This is a genomic window from Dongia soli, from assembly GCF_034044715.1.
GTDB classification, from domain to species: domain Bacteria; phylum Pseudomonadota; class Alphaproteobacteria; order Dongiales; family Dongiaceae; genus Dongia_B; species Dongia_B soli.
In genome coordinates, this window is the sequence record NZ_JAXCLW010000002.1 from 1,102,667 (window position 1) to 1,124,197 (window position 21,531).

At 60.7% G+C, this 21,531-nt stretch carries 19 protein-coding genes and 1 tRNA gene; 9 read left to right on the forward strand and 11 right to left on the reverse strand.

Annotation, left to right across the window (positions count from 1 at the left end):
• Window positions 1-5: 5 nt before the first annotated feature.
• From SMD27_RS11630 to SMD27_RS11645, 4 genes are all read left to right on the forward strand, one after another.
• Entirely contained in the window at window positions 6-857 is an 852-nt protein-coding gene (locus SMD27_RS11630; RefSeq protein ID WP_320508530.1) for an ABC transporter ATP-binding protein, read from the forward strand.
• The gene (locus SMD27_RS11635) at window positions 854-1,669 is read left to right on the forward strand and encodes an ABC transporter ATP-binding protein (RefSeq protein WP_379990516.1); all 816 of its coding nucleotides are present in this window, start codon (window positions 854-856) and stop codon (window positions 1,667-1,669) included. The genes SMD27_RS11630 and SMD27_RS11635 overlap by 4 nt, the downstream gene beginning before the upstream one ends.
• A gap of 384 nt (window positions 1,670-2,053) precedes the next feature.
• Window positions 2,054-3,970, forward strand: coding sequence for a DEAD/DEAH box helicase (locus SMD27_RS11640; RefSeq protein WP_320508531.1), 1,917 nt, complete (start codon window positions 2,054-2,056; stop codon window positions 3,968-3,970).
• A 283-nt stretch (window positions 3,971-4,253) separates the two neighbouring features.
• Window positions 4,254-4,883: a hypothetical protein gene (locus SMD27_RS11645; protein ID WP_320508532.1), complete on the forward strand. Its 630-nt coding sequence runs from the start codon at window positions 4,254-4,256 to the stop codon at window positions 4,881-4,883.
• Between the two features lie 191 nt (window positions 4,884-5,074).
• Here the strand turns inward: SMD27_RS11645 and SMD27_RS11650 are convergent, their stop codons facing one another.
• The 3 genes from SMD27_RS11650 to SMD27_RS11660 all read right to left on the reverse strand — a co-directional run bounded on the left by SMD27_RS11650 (window position 5,075) and on the right by SMD27_RS11660 (window position 8,839).
• Window positions 5,075-5,356 (reverse strand): hypothetical protein, encoded by a 282-nt coding sequence (locus SMD27_RS11650; protein ID WP_320508533.1) that lies wholly within the window; start codon window positions 5,354-5,356, stop codon window positions 5,075-5,077.
• Window positions 5,357-5,548: 192 nt separating this feature from the next.
• Window positions 5,549-7,834 carry a hybrid sensor histidine kinase/response regulator gene (locus SMD27_RS11655; protein ID WP_320508534.1) on the reverse strand — a complete coding sequence of 762 codons (2,286 nt, stop codon included), beginning with the start codon at window positions 7,832-7,834 and terminating at the stop codon, window positions 5,549-5,551.
• Window positions 7,835-7,930: 96 nt separating this feature from the next.
• Complete coding sequence (locus SMD27_RS11660) at window positions 7,931-8,839, reverse strand: ArgK/MeaB family GTPase (protein WP_320508535.1); 909 nt, start codon at window positions 8,837-8,839, stop codon at window positions 7,931-7,933.
• 186 nt (window positions 8,840-9,025) lie between these two features.
• On the opposite strand from SMD27_RS11660, the gene SMD27_RS11665 reads away from it, so the two are divergent.
• Window positions 9,026-9,757, forward strand: coding sequence for a hypothetical protein (locus SMD27_RS11665; RefSeq protein WP_320508536.1), 732 nt, complete (start codon window positions 9,026-9,028; stop codon window positions 9,755-9,757).
• A 96-nt stretch (window positions 9,758-9,853) separates the two neighbouring features.
• Here SMD27_RS11665 and ppdK read toward each other — a convergent pair whose 3' ends face one another.
• From ppdK to SMD27_RS11700, 7 genes are all read right to left on the reverse strand, one after another.
• Window positions 9,854-12,541 (reverse strand): pyruvate, phosphate dikinase, encoded by a 2,688-nt coding sequence (ppdK, locus tag SMD27_RS11670; protein ID WP_320508537.1) that lies wholly within the window; start codon window positions 12,539-12,541, stop codon window positions 9,854-9,856.
• Between the two features lie 8 nt (window positions 12,542-12,549).
• Window positions 12,550-14,655 carry a glycine--tRNA ligase subunit beta gene (gene glyS / locus SMD27_RS11675; protein WP_320508538.1) on the reverse strand — a complete coding sequence of 702 codons (2,106 nt, stop codon included), beginning with the start codon at window positions 14,653-14,655 and terminating at the stop codon, window positions 12,550-12,552.
• Between the two features lie 4 nt (window positions 14,656-14,659).
• Window positions 14,660-15,577, reverse strand: a complete 918-nt coding sequence (locus SMD27_RS11680; RefSeq protein ID WP_320508539.1) for a glycine--tRNA ligase subunit alpha — start codon at window positions 15,575-15,577, stop codon at window positions 14,660-14,662.
• A gap of 182 nt (window positions 15,578-15,759) precedes the next feature.
• Complete coding sequence (locus tag SMD27_RS11685) at window positions 15,760-16,056, reverse strand: hypothetical protein (RefSeq protein WP_320508540.1); 297 nt, start codon at window positions 16,054-16,056, stop codon at window positions 15,760-15,762.
• 21 nt (window positions 16,057-16,077) lie between these two features.
• A complete protein-coding gene (locus SMD27_RS11690) occupies window positions 16,078-16,791 on the reverse strand; it encodes a cyclic nucleotide-binding domain-containing protein (protein WP_320508541.1) in 714 nt (237 codons plus the stop codon).
• A gap of 29 nt (window positions 16,792-16,820) precedes the next feature.
• Window positions 16,821-17,597: a tRNA1(Val) (adenine(37)-N6)-methyltransferase gene (locus SMD27_RS11695; protein WP_320508542.1), complete on the reverse strand. Its 777-nt coding sequence runs from the start codon at window positions 17,595-17,597 to the stop codon at window positions 16,821-16,823.
• Window positions 17,597-17,848 (reverse strand): putative signal transducing protein, encoded by a 252-nt coding sequence (locus SMD27_RS11700; RefSeq protein WP_320508543.1) that lies wholly within the window; start codon window positions 17,846-17,848, stop codon window positions 17,597-17,599. The genes SMD27_RS11695 and SMD27_RS11700 overlap by 1 nt, the downstream gene beginning before the upstream one ends.
• A 346-nt stretch (window positions 17,849-18,194) precedes the next feature.
• On the opposite strand from SMD27_RS11700, the gene SMD27_RS11705 reads away from it, so the two are divergent.
• The 4 genes from SMD27_RS11705 (at window position 18,195) to SMD27_RS11720 (ending at window position 20,403) form a co-directional block, all read left to right on the forward strand.
• Window positions 18,195-19,217, forward strand: a complete 1,023-nt coding sequence (locus SMD27_RS11705) for a polyprenyl synthetase family protein (protein WP_320508544.1) — start codon at window positions 18,195-18,197, stop codon at window positions 19,215-19,217.
• Between the two features lie 132 nt (window positions 19,218-19,349).
• Window positions 19,350-19,426 (forward strand) — tRNA-Pro (locus tag SMD27_RS11710).
• Between the two features lie 136 nt (window positions 19,427-19,562).
• Window positions 19,563-19,925 (forward strand): DMT family transporter, encoded by a 363-nt coding sequence (locus SMD27_RS11715; RefSeq protein ID WP_320508545.1) that lies wholly within the window; start codon window positions 19,563-19,565, stop codon window positions 19,923-19,925.
• A 154-nt stretch (window positions 19,926-20,079) separates the two neighbouring features.
• On the forward strand, window positions 20,080-20,403 hold the full coding sequence (locus SMD27_RS11720) for a DMT family transporter (RefSeq protein ID WP_320508546.1): 324 nt from the start codon (window positions 20,080-20,082) through the stop codon (window positions 20,401-20,403).
• Window positions 20,404-20,405: 2 nt separating this feature from the next.
• Here SMD27_RS11720 and SMD27_RS11725 read toward each other — a convergent pair whose 3' ends face one another.
• The gene (locus tag SMD27_RS11725; protein ID WP_320508547.1) at window positions 20,406-21,512 is read right to left on the reverse strand and encodes a DUF2336 domain-containing protein; all 1,107 of its coding nucleotides are present in this window, start codon (window positions 21,510-21,512) and stop codon (window positions 20,406-20,408) included.
• Window positions 21,513-21,531 lie beyond the last annotated feature (19 nt).

Sequence of the window (21,531 nt, forward strand, 5' to 3'; positions counted from 1 at the left end):
GCCGGATGACGATGCCGCTGCTTCAGGTCGAGAACCTCAATATCCGCTTCGATACGCCGACTGGTGTCTCTCATGTCGTGCGCAATATGAGCTTCAGCATGGGCCGAGAGAAGCTCGCCATCGTCGGTGAATCCGGTTCCGGCAAATCCCAGAGCGTTCGCGCCATTCTCGGATTGACGCCGGGCAAGGTGACGGCCGACCGGCTGGATTTCGACGGAAAGTCCCTGCTCGGCCTCACTGCCGCGCAATGGCGGGCGATCCGCGGGAAACGCATCGCCATGGTGATGCAGGACCCGAAATATTCGCTCAACCCGGTGATGCGGATCGGCGATCAGCTGCTCGAAGCCTGCCGCGACCGCTACCGCGGCAAAGAAGCCAAGGCGCGGTCGATGGAGATGCTGGAAGCGGTGCGCATCCGCGATCCGGAACGGGTCTATCTCGCCTGGCCGCATGAATTGAGCGGCGGGATGGGGCAGCGGGCGATGATCGCCATGATGCTGATCACCGAGCCCGAACTGCTGATCGCCGACGAGCCGACCTCCGCCCTCGATGTCACGGTGCGGCTGCAGGTGCTGGCCATCCTCGACGATCTGGTGCGCAAACGCGATATGGGCCTGATCTTCATCAGTCACGATCTCAATCTGGTGGCCTCGTTCTGTGACCGGGTCCTCGTCATGTATGCCGGGCAGATCATGGAAGAGGTGAATGCCAAGCATCTCCACCAAGCGCAGCACCCCTATACAAAGGGCCTGCTCGCCTGTCTGCCAGAGCTTGGGAAGCCGATGGAAGCCTTGCGCACGCTCGCCCGCGACCCGGCCTGGAAAAAGCCGCTGCCGCAACATCCGGTGACGCGATGATCCCCGCAAATGATCCACGTGCCATCGATGACGATGCGATGATCGCCGTGCGCGACCTGACCGTCAGCTTCGGCACTGGGAAGCAGGAAGTCGCGGCGGTCAAGCAGGTCAGCTTCCAGGTCGACAAGGGCGAGAGCTTCGGTCTGGTCGGTGAGTCCGGCTCGGGTAAGTCTACAGTGCTGCGCGTGCTCGCCGGACTCAATCCCACCTGGCAGGGCAAGGTCGTCATCGCCCGCCACAGCCTGGCCGCGAGGCGCGGCAAGAATTTCTTCAAAACCGTGCAGATGGTGTTCCAGGACCCCTATGGGTCGCTGCATCCCAAGCATACCGTCGACCGCATCCTTTCAGAGCCGCTCGCCGTCCACGGCATCAAGGATGCGGAGAGCAAGGTCCGCGCGGTGCTCGATCAGGTGCAGCTCGGCTCCTCCTTCCGCTTCCGCTATCCGCATCAGCTTTCCGGCGGCCAGCGCCAGCGCGTCGCCATCGCCCGCGCCCTGATCCTGCGGCCGCAGGTGGTCCTATTGGACGAACCTACCTCTGCGCTCGATGTCTCGATCCAGGCGGAAATCCTCAACCTGCTCGCCGAACTCCGGCGCGATCTCGGCCTTACCTATCTGCTGGTCAGCCACGACCTCGCTGTGGTCGGCCAGATGTGCAGCCGCCTCGCCCTTATGCGCAAGGGCGAGATCGTCGAACTTGCCGATGCCGCGCAACTCGCCGCCGGCAACCTCACCCACCCTTATTCCAGGCAATTGCTGGTCGCCAGCAAAGGTTACGACCGCGCCGCCATCGACGCCTTCGCGGATTTTTGAACTCAGCGCTCCAGATCAGGCGACGGAATGTAATCGGCATCCTTATCGAAGGCACCGAGGAAGGTCGTGCGTTCATTGACTGCCCCACGCGTCATCCTCAGCTTTCAGGAGGGGCTATTGTTATCTCGTTTTACGATTAACAAATAAAGATGTTCTACTTTTAGAAAAACCGCTACACGCCCCTAGCATGGCCTCTGTGACCGGGCCAATCCGGCGCCGCCTCTCAGAGTTGTGCATGGGAGCCACGCCAGAAACATCATTGGCGCTTCCGAACATTATCCTGTATCAAGCGCCTTTCGCCGCTTTCGCGATGTTTCTGCTGCCGGGTCCGATTGATCGACCGGGCGTCATCTTGCGGCCCAGTTCCTGACAGATTGAAAGACAATGCCTTTTCCTGCGATCAACCCGGCTCTCGACCGCGCCCTTGCCGAGCGCAATTATCTTGAACCGACGCCGGTCCAGCTTGCCGTGCTGCAGGACGAGGCGGCCGGCCGCGATCTGCTGGTCTCGGCGCAAACCGGTTCCGGCAAGACCGTAGCTTTCGGCCTGGCTTTCGCCCCGACCATCCTGGGATCGGCAGAACGCTTCCCCCGCCCCGGCGCCCCGCTGGCCCTGATCATCGCACCGACCCGCGAACTGGCCATGCAGGTACATGGCGAATTGAGCTGGCTCTATGCCGCATCGGGTGCGCGGGTCGTTTCCTGCGTCGGCGGGATGGATGCCCGACGCGAGGCCCGCGCTTTGGCCGATGGCTGCCATATCGTGGTCGGCACGCCGGGCAGGCTGCGCGATCACCTGGAACGCGGGCAGATCGACACATCGGAATTGCGGGCGGTCGTGCTGGACGAGGCCGACGAGATGCTCGATCTCGGCTTCCGCGAGGATCTCGAATTCCTGCTGGATGCAACGCCGCCGCAACGGCGTACCCTGCTGTTCTCAGCCACCATCGCCAAGGATATCGCCGCTTTGGCGCGGGAATATCAGCGCGACGCGCTGCGCATCGACACGCTGCAACAGAATGAGCCGCATGGCGATATCGAATATCGCGCCATTCGCGTTGGCGCCCGCGATACGGAACACGCGGTCGTCAATGTGCTGCGCCATATCGAGCCGCGCGCCAGCATCATCTTCTGCCACACGCGCGAGGCGGTGCGGCGGCTGCATGGCAGCCTGCTGGAACGCGGCTTCGATGTCGTCGCCTTGTCCGGCGAGCTGACGCAGAATGAACGCAGCCATGCTTTGCAGGCGTTGCGCGACGGCCATGCCCGGGTCTGCGTCGCCACCGATGTTGCGGCGCGCGGCCTCGATCTGCCGGATCTCCGCCTTGTCATTCATGCCGATATCCCGACCAACCGGGCGACCTTGCTCCATCGCAGCGGCCGGACCGGCCGCGCCGGCCGCAAGGGCATCTGCGTGCTGATCGTGCCGCATGCGAAACGCCGCCGTGTGGAGCAGCTGTTGAACGGGGCCAATATCAAATCCGTCTGGAGCGATCCGCCGACGGCAGATGCGATCCGGGCACTTGACCGGGAGCGCATGCTGCAGGACCCCGTCCTGACCGAGCCGGTGACGGAAGAAGATCTGATCCAGGCGCGCGCGCTGCTCGACGCCCGCTCAGCCGAGGAAGTAGCGGCGGCGCTGATCCGCCTCTACCGCGCCCGCCTGCCGGAGCCGGAGGACCTGTTCATCGAACCGTTCCGGGAAGAACGTCGACGTCCGCGCTACGAGGATGATGGCGAAGGTGGCGGCCGGGGTCGTCGCCGCTCAGAAGGCCAGTCGGAAGGCCGCGTGCCGCGCGAATATCGCGATGGCGGCGAGAATATGGTGCAGTTCCGCATCAGCGCCGGCCGCCGGCAGAATGCCGATCCCAAATGGCTGCTCCCCATGCTCTGCCGGCGCGGCCAGATCTCGAAGAAGGAGATCGGTGCGATCCGCATCTTCGACAATGAGACGACCGTCGATATCACCCAGGACGTCGCCGCCCGCTTCATCGACGCGATCCGACAGACCGGCGGCAATGATGTCCGCATCGAACCGGCAGATTCGCCGCGCGGCAAACGCGGCGAACGCCCGCCACGCCCTGCGCATGCCGATGGCTCGGCGCCTGACCGGAAGGAACATGGCGAGCGGAAGGGATATGGCAAGGACAAGAAAAAAGATAAGCGTCCCGCCAATGGCGCCAAGCCGGACCGCAGCAAATCGGAAGGTGGTGACCGTCCGCCGCGCCGCGACAAGCGCGAAGCTGCCGAAGCCAACGCCAAGAAGTTCAAGAAGAAGCTGAAGAAACTTCAGAAGCGGTGATCGCGCGAAGTTCGTTCGGTACCTACGCTTACATCTCAACCGAGAATATTTTTTCATATCTCTTTTTTCAGTTGCAGATCGGATCGCCGCAATTTATTTTCCTATTGTTGGGGGAACGAATTGAAGGCGGGAGCTTTCTGCAGCCGAGAATTCCCACGTCGGCTGCCGACGCCATGAATCAAAGCCATTAGATGCGACGCTCATTCTTGGGCTGCCCTTCGCTCTTTCCCTTCGTCGTTTTAAAGCAACTAAGGGGGCAATCGTGTTGCTTAGAGCTACCAGTTTGGTCGCACTTCTTCTTACCGCGGCTTGCAGCTACCCGGTATCCGTACCACCGTCGCCAGCTTTAGACGTTTACGCTTCATATACAGATAAGATCACGGGTAAATACGCTTTGTATGTGGATGCTACATCGTTCACGCGAACCGTGTCCGCAACGGGCGAAATTTGTAGCGCGCATAATTATCCCATTAATGCCAATGATGCATTCAAGGCATCCGCCGTAAAGACACTTGAGCAACTGGTTGAAAATGTCGAAGTGGTCGACGCGCCCATCGCTCGAGAAGCGCTTGCCGAGCGGGGTTACAGGGGCATGATCGTGATCAAGTCCGACGAGTATAGTGCAAGACTGATGTTCGTACCTGGCTTCTGGCAAGCGACAGCGACAGCTTCCGCAGATATCTCCGCACGTATTCTTGTCGATGGTCCCGAAGGGCGCTTGTTCGGCACGTCGGGTTCAGCCTCACGATCCTATGATTCAAGCACCGGGAGTTGCGGCGGTGGTGCCGAAGCACTGAGCCACGCGACATCAATGGCGATGAAAGAGATGTTCGAGCGGCTGGGTGAACGTTTCGCAAATGAACCGAAACTCCGCCATCCCCAACCACAGACGGCTACCTCGCCCTCCAGCTAACGACCGCCGGCAGCGGCAGCAGGGGATGAGGCTGCTGCCGCTGCCACGGGACGCCGCGATAGCAGGGGATGAAGCTGCTATCACGCCTTGAGATGCCGTTGCCGTCGTGGCGGCCGGCAATCGGCATCCCGCCTTGGTTCGTTGAATCCGAACCCCTGGCCAACTTACACATTAGCTAACTCACAAGCCGGCTAACTGACAAAGCCGCGCTTGACTGGAATCAATTGATAAATGAGGCCAGGTTCGACGATGACCTCGCCATCGCGCATATTGCGGACATCGTAACTACCGTCATCTTTCCGCGGTGCCAAACCGGCGAAAATATAGCGATACCCCCGTTCGTCCCTCACGACATCCGTCACCGGTTTTTCCCGGAAGAAGCAAACAACATTGCCTTCCGGCTGAGCGCCAACCAACATGTAATATTCGGCCGGCGGCTCAATATTGCGATAAATAAGTGGCATAGGCCGCACGATAATCTCCGGATGAATGTTCACATCCGGGAGCAGAGATATCGCCGCCGGGGATAAAGAAACGAGATGAGGTTGCGAGCAGCCGCATTAAGCCGAAATAAACCGCGGTAGTGAGATCATAAAACGGGCTGGCAGCATAAAAACGGCATAATGTCCGGAGATTGTTACCGCCAACGTTCATCCGGCCGTCATCTAATCCGACAGAACCTCGCGCAAGCGCTTTGCCAGATCCTGCAATCGATAAGGCTTGCTGAGCAGGCCGACGGCCTCCGGATGCGGTTCGTTCCCTTGCAAAGACGCTTCGGTGAAACCCGAGGTCAGGAGCGTCTTGATGCCCGGCCGACGGCGAGAGGCTTCGGCAACCAGTTCGATGCCGTTCATCTTTCCCGGCATGACCACGTCGCTGAAGATGAGATCGACCGGCTCGCCGCGGTCGAGCACGGCCAAGGCCTCGTCGGCATTGGCCGCCGCGACGACCCGGTAGCCCAGAGCGGTCAATTGCTTGGTGACGACAGCGCGGACTTCGTCATTGTCCTCGACCGCGAGGATGCTGACATTATTGCCTTGAGAGGTCGATGTCTGCTGGGCATGTCCCAACCGCGACGCGACGTCATCCGTCGCAGCACGCGGTAGATAGAGCCGCACCGTCGTGCCATGTCCAACTTCGCTATAGACTTTGACATGACCATGGGATTGCTTGGCGAAGCCGTAGACCATGCTGAGCCCCAATCCGGTTCCGCGTCCCTCCTCCTTGGTGGTGAAGAAGGGCTCAAAAATGCGGCTGAGGATTTCCGGCGGGATCCCGTCGCCGGTATCGGAGACGGCGAGCATGACATAGGCTCCGGGCTTTACGTCGAGATTCTCGGCCGCATAGGCATCATCCAGCACCCGGTTGCCGGTTTCGATGACCAGGCAACCACCGCGCGGCATGGCGTCGCGGGCATTGACGGCAAGATTGGTCAAAGCGGATTCGACCTGCGCGGGATCGGCAAAGACCGGCCACAAATCCGGCGCCAGCTTCGACTGAACCTTGATCCCCTCGCCCAGGGTTCGCACGATCAGCTCTTCGACATCGCCAACCAAGGTGTTCAGATCGAAGGCAATTTGCTCCAAGGCCTGCTTCCTGGCAAAGGCCAGCAATTTGCGCGTCAGATCGGCGGCCCGCAAACTCGCTTTCAAGGCTCTCCCTGCCAGTGCCGTCGCTTTCTCATTGCCGCGGATTTCCTCTTCAAGCAGATCCAGATTGCCGATGATCACCGCCAGCAGGTTATTGAAGTCATGAGCGATGCCGCCGGTCAGCTGGCCGACGGTTTCCATGCGCTGGGCGTGGTTCAGCTGGCGCTGCAGCGAGCGGCTATGCGTCACATCCTCGAGCACCAGGACCGCTCCCGCGAAATTGCTTCCGGCGGTTTCGCCATCACGATAGAGGGGCGCTGCTGAAAGGCGGATCTCCTGATCTCCGGAAGGTCCGCGATGCAGCAGATCGATATCCTGCAGCAACTCGCCGCGATTCAGGCGATCGAAGAAGTCGATGAACCGGGCCTCGCCGAAAGTCTTGACGAGAGGACACGCCTGGCCAATCACATCATTCGTCGCATGACCAAAGGTCCGTTCGGCGCTGCGGTTCCAGGTCAGGACCGTGAAGTCGGCTGCGAGGCTGACGATTGCCAAAGGCGAGGATTGCAGAACGGCTTCCAGCCGCCGGTTCGCCTGCCGCGTCAATTGCAGCATTTGTTCCCGTTCCGTCACATCGCGGACCATGACCGTAAAGGTCGTATCTCCTTCCTCGGTGCTTTGGGAGATGGACAGTTCCACCGGAAATTCAGATCCGTCGCTGCGCCGTCCGATGGACCTGCGGCGCTCGATCATGCCGCTTCCTTCCTCGGCGGCGAGTTTCAAGTCGGGCAGCAGGCTACCGATGTCGCGGCCCAGCATCGTCTCATTGCGATAGGCAAACAGGATAGCTGCCGCACGATTGAAGACGGTGATGCGGTGGTCCGCATCGGCGGCGATAAAGGCGTCGGGCGCCAGGGTCAAGATCTGCTCAAAGCGCGCCTGAATGGATCTCTGCGCCGCTTCGGCCCGGGCATGGGCGCGACGCCTTTCCATGTCAGACAATCCGCGCTTGACCGCCGGCGCCAGGCGCTCAAGATTTCTCTTGGCAACGCAATCCTGGGCGCCGGCCCCCATGGCGGCGACAGCGACATCTTCGCTTATACTGTCGGATAGGAAGATGACAGGAATCTCGAGGCCGCGCCGACGTATTTCCTTCAGTGCCTCGGCGCCGTTTAAGCCCGGCATCGCGTAATCGGCGATAACGATATCCCAGCTATCTTCTTCCAACGCTACAGCGAGGTCCCCAGCGCTGTCGACGTGGCGATGATGGATCAAACCGAAATCGCCGCGCGTCAAGGCAAGCAGCGAAAGCTCCGCATCCTCTTGGGAATCGTCGATGACCAGAACGCGCAAGGACCGCATACGACACATCCTCCTTCACATCGCCTTTGCCTGGTCGGATATCGCGGACCGTCTCGATCGGAGAAACGACGCCGACTGATGACTAACTTGAGGAGATCATCCCTCCTGGGGAGCGAGCTTTCCAAAGGGCGAGGTTCCGGGGCTAAGGGACAGGGCGCCGAGCCGCTTCAGCCCTTCCCGGCCATAGCGCTCTTTGATCGCCTGCTTCAGCCAAGCCTCCGCCTGGTTATGGCGCTGAATATCCAACCGGGCATTGGCCTGCAGCCAGGCGAAATGATCGGCTGCACTGTCGATCAGTCTCGCGATCCCTTCCCCGCTGGTGGCGCTGACGGTCAGGACGGCAATCGGCCACGCTTCCGGGTCCGTCAGCGCCAGGGAAAGAGCGCCCTTCACATCGGTTTTGGCCCGGGTCGCCGCCTTCCCCATATCACCCTTCGTGACGACGACGATATCGGGAATTTCGACGATCCCGGCTTTCATGAATTGCAGGCTGTCGCCCGAACCGGGTTGGACGCAAAAGACCACCGTATCGGCGGCCATGGCGATGTCGGTTTCGGATTGGCCGACGCCGACCGTCTCCACCAGCACGATATCGAACACCGCGCGCATCAGGATCATGGCGGCATAGGTCATCTCCGCCAGCCCGCCCAATTGGTCGCGGGCCGCCATGGAACGGACGAAGATGCCATTATCTTCCGGATCGGTGCGCAGCCGCGTGCGATCGCCGAGCAGGGCGCCGCCCGATCGCCGCGAGGACGGATCGACCGCGATGACGCCGATGGCCTTGCCGCGTAACCGGTAGTCGCGGATGAGTGCGCCGATCAGGGTGGATTTTCCCACACCCGGCGGTCCGGTCAGCCCGATCACCTGGCCGAAAGGCCGGGCAAAGGCTTCATCCAACAGTGCGACCATTGCGAGATCATCCGGCGCAGCCTCCATCCTGGCCAGTGCCTGCGCCATCTGCACCTTGCCGCCCGATTTGAGCTGATCGAGGGTCAGCGCCATAGGGCATCTCCCGCTTGTCCACGCATCATCGAGCCAGCTGTCCCTCTCGCCAATTGCAATTGCATGTCAGCCAGATTGTGCTGTTCGGTCAAGCACTTCCATCGCCGCGCCGACTTCGCTAGAAAGGCATGGCCGGCCGGTTCTGAAGAGAGACCGACCGCTAGCGCGGCGACATAAGGATTTACGATGAAACGCCTGATCACCGGCCTGCTTCTCGTCGTATTCGCGGGTGCCTTGCTGGGCGGCTGCAGCGAGACCGTGCTGACCCGCGGCCAAGCCGCTAATGTCAAGACGGTTGGCGTCATTTCAGCCATCGGCAATGAACTGACGGTCCGGGATATCGTCGCGCAAGACCCGGCCGGCAGCCAGGGATCGCTGGCGGCATTCGGCCTCGACCATTATGCCATCGAGCAGGTCAATCGCTTGCTGGCCGACCGCTACAGCCTCATTCCCATCGCATATCAACCGGACGACTTTTATCAGAGCGAAAAGGAGCGCGCGGTCCAGAGCTTTCTGATCGGCGGCGTGCCGGTCGGCCAGATCATCAGCCATCGCACGCAAATACCAACCGGCACAACCGCCGATACGGGTCTTGGCGCGGATATCTATGTCGTACTGCTTCCAGGCAAGGCCGCGCTCGAGGATGTCGAGAAGCCGCTTTACGGCGCCAGCCTGGTCCGGCTGGCAGGCGGCCCAAATCTTGGCATCGTCTATCGCATCATCGTCGTCGACGGCCATACCTTGCAGCCGATCGCAAATGTCGACGCGATGGCGGATCATGCAGTCGATAACAGCTATTGGGCCGAGAGCTTCGCTGCGCTCAGCGAGAGCCAGAAGCAGCAGATCGCCGACACCTGGAAACAACGCCTCGACCGCAGCCTGAAGCCGGCTTTGCAGAAACTGAACCTCCTTCCCTAAAGCAGGTTTCGAGCCGGCAACTCATCCCGCAAAAACATTAGGCCCCGCTTCAAGCGGGGCCCGAGTTTTTCGAACAGAAGCTGCTTCGGTGAGCGATCAGCCTTCGCCCTTGCGACCATCGCCTGACGAGGTCAAAGCGGCCTGGGCTGCTGCCAGCTTGGCGATCGGCACCCGATAGGGCGAGCAGGAGACGTAGTTCAATCCCTGCTGGGCGCAGAAATGGATCGAGGCCGGATCGCCGCCATGTTCGCCGCAGATGCCGAGCTTGATATCGGGCCGCGTCTTGCGGCCGCGTTCCGCCGCCAGTTTCACCAATTCGCCAACGCCATCGGCGTCGAGGGTGATGAAGGGATCGCGAGCCAGAATACCCTGGCGTTCATAGGCCTGGATGAAGCGCGCGGCATCATCGCGGCTGAGGCCGAAGGTCGTTTGCGTCAGATCGTTGGTACCGAAGCTGAAGAAGGCCGCATCCTTGGCAATCTCACCCGCCAGCAAAGCGGCACGCGGCAATTCGATCATGGTGCCGACGGAGTAAGGCAGCTTCACTTTGCTTTCAGCCTCCACCTCCGCTGCGACGCGATCGATGATCGCCTTCATCAGCGTCAGTTCCTTCGGGATGCCGACCAGCGGGATCATGATCTCGGCTTCCGCCGTGTCGCCGGAGGTCTGCTTGACATGTGCGAGGGCCTCGAAAATCGCGCGGGCCTGCATCTCGTAGATTTCCGGATAGGTGATGCCGAGGCGGCAGCCGCGATGGCCCAGCATCGGATTGCTTTCATGCAGGGCGGCTGCGCGGGCCGCCACCGCATCCACCGGAACACCGGCCGCAGCAGCCACTTCGGCCATTTCCTCGGCGGAATGCGGCAGGAATTCGTGCAGCGGCGGATCCAGCAGACGGATCGTCACCGGCAGACCCTTCATGATCTCGAACAATTCGACGAAGTCCTGGCGCTGCATCGGCAGGATCTTGGCCAGGGCCTTCTTCCGGCCCTCGACATCCTCAGCCATGATCATTTCGCGCATGGCGACAATGCGGTCACCATCGAAGAACATGTGCTCGGTGCGGCAAAGGCCGATGCCCTCGGCGCCGAATTTCCGCGCCGTGCGGGCATCCAGCGGAGTCTCGGCATTGGTGCGGATCTTCAGTTTCCGCGCTTCGTCGGCCCAGCCCATCAGCGTGGCGAAATCGCCGGAAAGCTGCGGCTCGATGGTCGGCACGGCCCCCGCCATCACCTCGCCGGTCCCGCCATCGATGGTGATCAGGTCGCCTTCCTGAATCTTGTGACCCTTGACGATCATCACCTTGGCCTTGCCGTCGATGCGCAATTCACCCGCACCCGAGACGCAGGGACGGCCCATGCCGCGCGCCACCACAGCCGCGTGGCTGGTCATGCCGCCACGCGTCGTCAGAATACCGACCGCCGCATGCATGCCATGAATGTCTTCGGGGCTGGTCTCGACACGAACCAGGATCACCTTGTCGCCCTTGGCCGCGCGGTCTTCGGCGTCGTCGGCAGTAAAGACCACCTTGCCCGAAGCGGCGCCCGGGCTGGCCGGCAGGCCGCGCGCGATGACTTCCCGCTTCGCCTTGGGATCGAGGGTCGGATGCAGCAATTGATCCAGCGAGGCGGGATCGATCCGCGCAACCGCGGTCTTCTTGTCGATCAGGCCCTCGTTGCAGAGGTCTACCGCAATCTTCAGCGCCGCCTGGGCGGTGCGCTTGCCGTTGCGGGTCTGCAGCATATAGAGCTTGCCCTTCTGGACCGTGAACTCGATATCCTGCATGTCGCGATAATGCGTTTCCAGTTGCTGGCGCACATCGTTGAGCTGGCTGAAAACCTCCGGCATCACCTCTTCCATCGCCGGCAGCGTGGAATTGTTCGCCTTCTTGCCGGCGAGCGTCAGATGCTGCGGCGTGCGGATGCCGGCAACGACATCTTCGCCCTGCGCATTGACGAGATATTCGCCGTAGAATTCTTTCTCGCCGGTCGAGGGATTGCGGGTGAAGGCAACGCCAGTGGCGCAATCATTCCCCATATTGCCGAAGACCATGGCCTGGACGTTGACGGCCGTGCCCCAATCTTCCGGAATGTTGTTCAGTTTGCGATAGGTGATGGCGCGCGGGATGTTCCAACTGGCGAAAACGGCGCCGATCGCACCCCAGAGCTGGGTGCGGGGATCCTGCGGGAACGGCTTGCCGAGCTCCTCCTCCACCTTCGCCTTGTATTCGGCAATCACCTTCTTCCAGTTCTCGGCAGTCAGGTCGGTATCCAGCGAAACGCCGAGATCGCTCTTATGCAGATCGAGGATCTCCTCGAAATGATGGTGCTCCACGCCAAGCACGACATTGCCGTACATCTGGATAAAGCGGCGATAGGAATCATAGGCAAAACGCTCGTCACCCGATTGTTTGGCAAGGCCGGCAGCGGTTTCATCGTTGAGGCCGAGATTGAGAACGGTGTCCATCATGCCCGGCATCGAGACGCGCGCACCTGAGCGAACGGAAACCAGCAAGGGCGCATTGGGATCGCCGAACTTCATGCCGACGATCTTCTCGATATGGGCGACGCCGTCATCGACCTGCTTCTTGAGATCGTCCGGGAAGCCCTTGTCATGGGCGTAATAGTAAGTGCAGACCTCGGTCGTGATGGAGAAGCCCGGCGGCACCGGCAGGCCCAGGCTGCTCATCTCCGCCAGATTGGCTCCCTTGCCACCCAGCAGATTGCGCATATCCGCGCGACCTTCCGCCATGCCATCGCCAAAGCGGTACACCCATTTCGCCATGATCTCTCTCACCCTTCGATCTTGGAAAAGTCAGCAACCTTGTTCAGTGTCGAACGAATTGCCGACAGCAATCTAAGCCTATTGATCCGTTTTTGCGGGTCATCACAATTCACCGTGACCTTGTCGAAGAAGGCATCGACAGGGCGCCGCAAATGCGCCAGAGCGGACATCGCGGAAGCGTAATCTTCCTTAATGATCGCCTGCTCAGCTTGGCCCGCCGCCGAGGCCAAAGCAATCTGAAGTTCTTTTTCTTCCATTTGCTCCAGCAAGGCGGCATCGATCATGCCGTCATGGCTGACGCCGTCTTTCTTTTCCTCGATGCGGACGATATTGCTGGCGCGTTTATAGGCGGTCAGCAAATTGGCGCCATCCTCGCTTTCGACGAAAGCTTTCAACGCATCGACGCGGGCCAGCAAGCGTACGAGATCGTCTTCATTGCCAAGCGCGAAGACGGCGCTGATCAGATCATGGCGCGTCCCCTGTTCCTTCAGCGCGACCTTCAAGCGATCGGCGAAGAATTCCATCAGCTCGGCAATCACCGCCTTCGGCTGGTTTTTTTCGAAACCGCCATCCTTCGACCCGCCATTGTCATAGTAGCCGCTATAGGCGCGGGCCAAAACATCGCGCAGCTTCAGGCGCAGCTTGTTTTCGATGATGAGGCGGATGATCCCAAGAGCCGCCCGGCGCAGCGCAAAGGGATCTTTTGACCCGGTCGGCTTCTCATCGATGGCGAAAAAGCCGGTCAAGGTATCGATCTTATCGGCCAGGGCCACGGCGATGCTCACCGGAGCGTTGGGGCAGGTGTCGGTCGGCCCCAGGGGCTTGTAGTGATCGGCGATGGCATCGGCGACGGCATCCGGCAATTTCTCCAACTGCGCGTAGTAACGTCCCATAATGCCCTGAAGTTCCGGGAACTCTCCGACCATGCCGGAGACCAGGTCGGCCTTGGCAAGCCGCGCCGCCTGTTTCGCCAAATCGATATCGGCGCCGATATCCTTGGCCAACTCGCCGGCCAGGTCGATATTCCGCGCCACCTTCTGGCCGACGGATCCAAGTTTGGCATGGTAGGTGATGCTGCCCAGCGACCCCACCCGGTCGGCCAGCTTCACCTTCTGGTCCTGGCTCCAGAAGAATTCCGCATCGGAGAGACGGGCCCGCAGCACCCGCTCATTGCCGGCGATGATCTGCGCGCCGCCGTCGCTGGCCTCGATATTGGCGACCACGAGGAAATGCGGCGCCAGCTTCCCATCCTTGCTTTCGACCGCGAAATATTTCTGGTGGGTGCGCATGGAGGTCGTCAGTACTTCCGCCGGCACCGACATGAATTGCTGATCGATGCCGCCCATCAGGACGACCGGCCATTCCACCAGCCCGGTCACCTCGTCCAGCAAGCCATCATCCGCCTTCACCTCGAGGCCCTGCTTGGCTGCCAGCTCATCGGCCTGACGCTTGATCGAAGCTCGGCGCTCGGCCTGGTCGAGGATGACCTTGGCTGCGCGCAATTTCGCCTGATAACCGGCAAAATTGCTGACGGTGATTTCTCCCTGCGAGAGGAAGCGATGGCCGCGCGTCACGCGATCGAAGGTGACGGCGCTGCCGCCAAGATCGAATTTGCCTTCCAGGACCTTGCCGTCGAACAAGGCGATGATGCCATGCAACGGCCGCACCCAGCGCTGGGTGTAATCCGCCCAGCGCATGGATTTCGGCCAGGGCAGAGCCGCCATGGAATCCAGGATGGTGCCGGGCAGAACGGCGGCGGTCGCGGCGCCCTTCTTTTCGATCACGGCGAAATAGAAGACGCCCTTGCCGGTATCGCGTTCCTCACACTGATCGAGCGAGGCCAGGCCGGCGGATTTCAGGAAGCCGTCCACCGCCTGTTGCGGCGAGCCAACCCGAGGGCCCTTCTTCTCTTCCTTCACATCCGCCTGGGTAACCGGCAGACCGTCGACCACCAGCGCCAGGCGCCGCGGGGTCACATAGGCATCGGCCCGTTTGAACGCGAGGCCGGCGGATTTCAGCTTCTCGGTGACGAGGCGTTTCAGATCCTCCGCCGCGCGCGCCTGCATGCGGGCGGGAATTTCTTCGGAGAAAATCTCTAAAAGCAATTCGGCCATGATCTTACCCGGCCTTATTCATGTTGGCTTCAGCCGGGCGCTGGGTCGCTTCCCAGGCCTCGCAGCAGGATTTCGCGAGTGCCCGGACGCGGCCGATATAGGCCTGGCGCTCGGTCACGGAGATCACGCCGCGCGCATCCAGCAGATTGAACAGATGACTGGCCTTCAGGCACTGGTCATAGGCCGGCAAGGGCAGCGCCTTGGACAGGTTCAGCAGCGCGGCACATTCCTTTTCAGCATCCTGAAAATGCTGAAATAACAGCGCAGTATCCGCATGTTCGAAATTAAAAGCTGAATATTCCTGCTCGGCCTGGAGATAGATGTCGCCGTAAGACAGTCCGGCCGGGCCCTCAACCCCGTTGAAGTCGAGGTCATAGACGTTCTCGACGCCTTGCACATACATGAAGAGCCGTTCGAGACCATAGGTCAGCTCGGTTGAGACCGGGTCACATTCCAGACCGCCAACCTGCTGAAAATACGTGAATTGGCTGACTTCCATCCCGTCCAGCCAAACCTCCCAGCCGAGGCCCCAGGCCCCGAGGGTCGGACTCTCCCAATCATCCTCGACGAAACGGATGTCGTGCTTCAGCGGATCGATGCCGATCGCCTCCAGACTGCCAAGATAAAGCTCCTGGCTGTTTGCCGGCGATGGCTTCAGGATCACCTGGAACTGATAGTAATGCTGCAGCCGGTTGGGATTCTCGCCATACCGGCCATCTTTCGGCCGGCGCGAGGGCTGGACATAGGCGGCGCGCCAGGGCTTGGGGCCAAGCGAGCGCAAAGTGGTTGCCCAATGGAAAGTCCCGGCGCCGACTTCCATGTCGTAAGGCTGCAGGATGGCGCAGCCCTGGTTCGACCAGTAATTCTGAAGTTTCAGGATGAGCGCCTGAACGCATGTTTCCGGATTGGCGATACGCGCCATTGGGAACCCTTTCTGACTCCGTCCGGACAGCCCCCACAGCACCGGCCCGGCTCTTCATAGTGCACCGCAAAATAATGGGGCAAGCCTCAAGAATCAAGGAAACTACGCCCTAGATCTGGGAGCCGGACTGGTAGCGCAAACAGGCTGCCCGCTGCTGCGGCAGCCCGCCTTTGTCAGCTAGCTTATTTGCCGTTTTTGCAATCGCAAGCGCTGCCGGCGGCGATATAGGTGCCGCAGGACGGGCATTTCACCAGATCTTCGACAGCCTTTTGCTTTGCCGCGCCCGCGTTAGGCGCTGCGCTGCGTCGATTGCCGTTCCGGACCTGCGACTCGCTGCGATCGGACTGCACGGCCGGACGACGGAACCACCACCAGACGACGGCAACGACCGCAACGACGAGGAAGAGTTTGGGAAAGCTGGGTAGACTGAACATGATGCCGCCATTTAGCGGCGCGGTCACAAAGCGGTCAAGCAGCATCCCGGCGCTCATGCCGGATTGTTACACTTTATTGGCCCGACTGCCGGATAATGATTTCCTCGCAACAGCAGCTACGTAATTTCGCCCGTGAACCCGCAATTTGCGCGCGAGGTCGACCGCGAATTGTTCCTTCAGAACCGAACCGATCTCATCGTGTTTGCGAACCAGATCGTGCAAATCATCGGCAGGAATCGAAAAACACCGACAATTATCGCCGGCACGGACCGTGGCAGATGCCTTGCCATCACCTAGAAAGGCCATCTCGCCGATATAGGCGCCGGGCAGGATGCTGGCGATCGGGTCCCCATCGATATCGACCGTCGCCCTGCCGCGCACCAGCAGATGGACCATCTCGACCGGCTCGGCCTGGCGCGTCAGCTCGGTGCCAGCCTGATAATCATGCCATCCGCCCACGGATAGCAGCCGGCCGAAATTGACATGGTCGAGTTTGCCAAAGGCGCTTTCGTGCAACATCCTCTCCTCCTCGGTCAGCTTGACCCGCATCCGGGCCCGGACGAGAAGCGCCAATTGAACGATGTTGATCGCAACGAAAACGCAGGACCAAAGGATCCCGACCCAGAGCTCGCGATCGCCGGCCATATAAAAGTAGATTGCTTCGGCGACGATGGCGATGATGGCCAGCATGCGCAGCCAATACATATTGGTGACAAGATAGGAGGCGGCCAAGACAACGTAGCTCGCGGTCCCGATCCAATCGCTCCAATCCATCGTCATGTCTTACCTGTTCCGCCGTCAGGGCGGTCTCATAGGGCAAGCGCTGCCGCCGCCCGAAGAACCGCTTCAGCCTCTGCGGTAAAGCGGCCGTCGGCCTCATGCAACACGACAGGCGCGAGCAGCCTGGACGGGGCACGGCTGCCCCGCTGTCCCCGCACCAAAACACGGCGGGCCGGCTCGTCCGGTTTCGGCTGGATCGGCAGGATCGCGAGGCCGCCGATGCATTCCTGCATCAAAGACAGCAATTCCGGTAGGCGGTCGGCCCGGTGGATGAAGGTGACATGACCGCGCGGCGCCACGATGGCGCGGGCGGCGGCGACCCAATCAGCCAGCACCGCATCGGATTCCACATTCGCGAGCGCCTTGACCGGGTGATCCGAGACGCTGGCCCGGCCCCGTGGCAGATAAGGCGGATTGGCGATGACATGATCGGCAGGGCCGACGTCGCGGAGGCGTCGGTGATCGAGGATATTGCCCTCAATCGCCCGGTAGCGACCGGCAAGCCCGCTGGCCGCCGCATTCCTGTTGGCAAGATCGACCAAGGCCGGCTGGACATCGATACCGAGACAGGAAACATCCGGCAGCCGCGCCAAAAGACACAGCCCGGCAGTCCCGACGCCACAGCCGAGATCGACGATGCGCCCCGCTCCCCCCGCTGTCATCGTGCTGGCCGGAACAGAGGCTGCCAGCAGCACAGGATCGATGGCGGCGCGATAGCCCTCGATCGGCTGGAACAAGCTCACCCGGCCGCCCAGGACCTGGTCGAGGGTCAGTTCGACATTCTCCGGCATCAATTGCTCAGCCATCAATCCTCATCGCCTGCATCTTCCGCAGCCGATACCGGCTGCAAAATCGCTGCTTCCGCGTCACGCATCAGGCGCGTTGCGCGGCTAAGATCCTGCTCAGCCACCATCAGGCGCTGTTCCAGCATATTAAGACTGCCCTGAACGATGCTGGTATGGCTGTCCAGGATAACGCTCTCGATACCCGCTTCCGAAAGCAGGGAGGTCAGAAAGGACAGTCTGATCGGGTCGTTGCTCCGGGTCAGTTCCCGCATTCCTCACCTTTCACTGCTAGAGCCGGATCGTTTTAGACGGAATCGCTTCGCGATTTGTCTGAAACGTGAATCCGCCTCTCATCAATAAGATAGAGAGCGATTCACGTCTTTGATGGAAGCACAATGCTTCCGTCAAAGACGATCGCGTTCTTATGCGCGCATTGGTCGCAGAATGGGGCAACATGCCACCACCCTTGACCTATCATATTATGTTTCTATGCTCGGCGGCCATAAGGCCGGCCATCGGAAAATTGCGATCACCGGAACGCGACCCTGAATCAAACAGTTAGTAAAGAAATCGGGGGCATGATCCGGCGGGCTGGCATAAGGTATAAGGAATGATAACGTGGCGGTGATCATCAACCTCGACCAGGAACGCGAGAAAGAACAACCGGACGCCCTGACCCGTCTCTGCGATCTGGTGCAGGACGATCTGGAAAACGTCAATCGCCTGATCATCGAGAACATGCACAGCCCGGTCGAGCTGATCCCCCAGCTTGCCGGCCATATCATTGCTGCCGGCGGCAAAAGGCTGCGCCCGGTCCTGACCCTCGCGGCCGCCCAGATGTGCGGCTATCACGGGCAGCGTCATGCCGCCCTCGCCGCCTGCGTCGAATTCATTCATACCGCCACCCTGCTGCATGACGATGTCGTCGATGAAAGCACCCTGCGCCGTGGCGAAGCTTCCGCCAATGTGCTCTGGGGCAATAAAGCAAGCGTCCTGGTCGGCGACTTCCTGTTCAGCCGCGCCTTTCAGCTGATGGTCGCCGACGGCAATCTGCGGGTGCTGGAAATTCTTTCGGCCGCCTCCGCCATTATCGCCGAGGGCGAGGTGCTGCAGCTCATGACCAGTAACGACACGGCGACTTCCGAACAGGCCTATCTCGAAGTGATCATGGGCAAGACCGCCGCCTTGTTCGCCGCTGCTTGCGAAGTCGGTGCCGTGGTTGCGGACCGGCCGAAGAAGGAGCATGAAGCACTTGGCTCCTATGGCATGAATCTCGGCATCGCCTTCCAGCTGATCGACGATGCGCTGGACTATTCCGCCAAGCAGGAAAATCTCGGCAAGACCATCGGCGACGATTTCCGCGAGGGCAAGATCACCCTGCCGGTCATCCTGGCCTTCCTGCGGGGCGACGAATCGGAGCGCGATTTCTGGCGCCGGACCTTGGAACGACAGGAACAGGACGACGCCGATCTGCGTCAGGCGATCCAGCTCATGGAACGTCACGGCACCTTGAAAGACACAGTGCAGCGCGCCGCCCATTACGGCGCCATCGCCCGCGACGCTTTGGGTATTTTCCCCGATAGCGCCGAAAAACGCGCTTTGACCGATGTGGTGGAATTCGTTATCCGGCGCGGCCACTAAGTCCTGGGAATGGCCGGCGCCAAGCCCCGCGGCCTAGGTTAATTTCCCCCATCGAAGGGCTTGCACTGTCACCGGCTTGTCGCTATAACCCGCGTCACCCTACGGGGGCGCCAGCGCCCTACTGAAGCGTGTCGGAGTGTAGCTCAGCCTGGTAGAGCACTACGTTCGGGACGTAGGGGCCGGAGGTTCGAATCCTCTCACTCCGACCATCCATTCAAACCAGCGACTTCTCCCTCCATAAGCAGTTCTCGCGTGATCGGAAATGGATCATCGCAAGAATGGTTTTCGTTTGCTCGCGCGCGCGGCCCTATTAGAAGATCAAACGAAAGCAACCGGGGAACCGTCATGAGTTTATGGGCTGCGTGGCTGGCTGTGGGCCTCACGATCTCCCTGAACGTCTATAGCCAGATTGCTATAAAGAAGGGGGTCCTGCGCGTGGGGCTTGGCGGGCGTGTCTACCGGTTTGCCCGGGTTTATCTGGATCCTTGGATCCTGAGCGGCCTCGGCGCCGCCGTGCTGGGCAGCTTCTGCTGGATCGCGGCGATGACCAAGCTTCCGCTGAGCCTGGCCTATCCCTTTACCAGCCTGGGGTTTGTTTTGGTTTCGGTATCCGGCGCCCTGTTCTTTGACGAGCCGATCAGCTGGAAGCGGCTGGCAGGTTTGGCACTGGTCGTCACGGGCTTGTCGCTGGTCGCGATATCGAGTTAGCAGAGGAACTCCGTTTCGATCCGTCCCGTCTCCGGCCCACTCGTCTTGAAAAGCCAAGGGAGCGATCTAGATAATTGACGACATACCGGCGGGACGACCCGGCGGACTTCGACGACGAGTCGGGGACGACCCTGGCAGCATTAATGTGGAATGAATGATGCCTTGGGTTCTTCTTCTCGCCGCCGGCGGCCTGGAAATCGTCTGGGCTATCGGTCTTAAGCAAAGTCACGGCTTCACCCGCCTTCTCCCCAGCCTCGTTACCATCATTGCGATGCTCGGCAGCTTCGGCCTGCTTGGCCTGGCCGTCCGCGATCTGCCGATGGGCATTGCCTATGCGGTCTGGACCGGTATCGGAACGCTCGGCGTCGTGCTGATCGGCGCGCTGTGGCTGCGCGAAGGACTGAGCATTGCGCAAATGCTCTGCATCTTCGCGATTGGCGGCGGCATTCTCGGGCTTAAGCTGCTGACCCGCGCTTAATCTCAGGCCGCGAGCTGATTGAGCTTGGATAGGAGATAATCAAGATCTTCGGCCGCAAGGTCTTCAAACTGCGTGAGGATGCGTTCGATGACCTTGGCGGCGAAGCGCCGGCGATCTTCGTCGCCGCCGTCGTAATCCGCTTCCCGTGCCACATCGAAAGCGACCCGGAAGGCCGGATAGAGATTTTGCGGCAGGCTGGTATGGGCATAGATCGTCTTCAGGCCCAACCGTCCCTCATCGTGAATGAGCAAACGCGCATTGACGATCGCTGTATTGGAGAGAACCGCGAGGCTCGCCTCAAAAAAGGCGATGTCGCCGGTGCAGAGCGTGCGGAGGATCAGCGACGGTGTCAGCCGGCGATTGTCGCGCAGCTGCTTCACCAGCTCCACCACATCGGTGCTGTTCATGCCGCTCGGCAACAAGCTGACCGTCGCCCGCTCGCGCGCCTGGATCACCAGATCGGCTGCCATTTCGGATGACAGGTCGCGCTGGTCGACCAGGAAATCCCGCAGCCGTTCGGAGGCCATGTTGACCAGGCGTTCTGCGATCGTGATGGGCAATTGGCCACGGCCCAATACGGCATTGGTGACACCGATGTCTTCGCCGTGCTTGTCGAGCGCTTTCTTATATTCCGCTTCGCCGAGATCGGCACCCTGATTGCGCATCAATGCAGCGACCACGGCCGCATTCTTGCTGTGATCGATCAGGGCATTGGCGAGTTCGCTGGAAACGGTTTCACGTTGTGCGACCGCCTGCTGCTTTTCGGCGCTGGCGGTGCGGACGATCTCGATCAGATCCGCATCGCTGAGGACCTTTGAAAATTCCAGCACCGGTAGGGAGACAGATTCGATATCGCGCGCCAGTGCAATGGCGACGTCGCGCGGTAATTCGGAACTGGCTTTGAGATGACTGGCCAAAGCACCGCGCACCATGGCTTCGGCATCCTTGGCCATGACGCGGAGAATCTGCTTGGCGAGATCGCGTTCCTTATCGGAGAGGCCGACGGTGTTGAAGGCTTGGGATACCTTGATTGCCGTCGCTGCGCGCACATCGCTGGATGGGCTGGTGATCAGCCGTTGCACATCCGCTTGCGTGAGGATTCCCCCCATCCAACCATCTCCGTCCAAG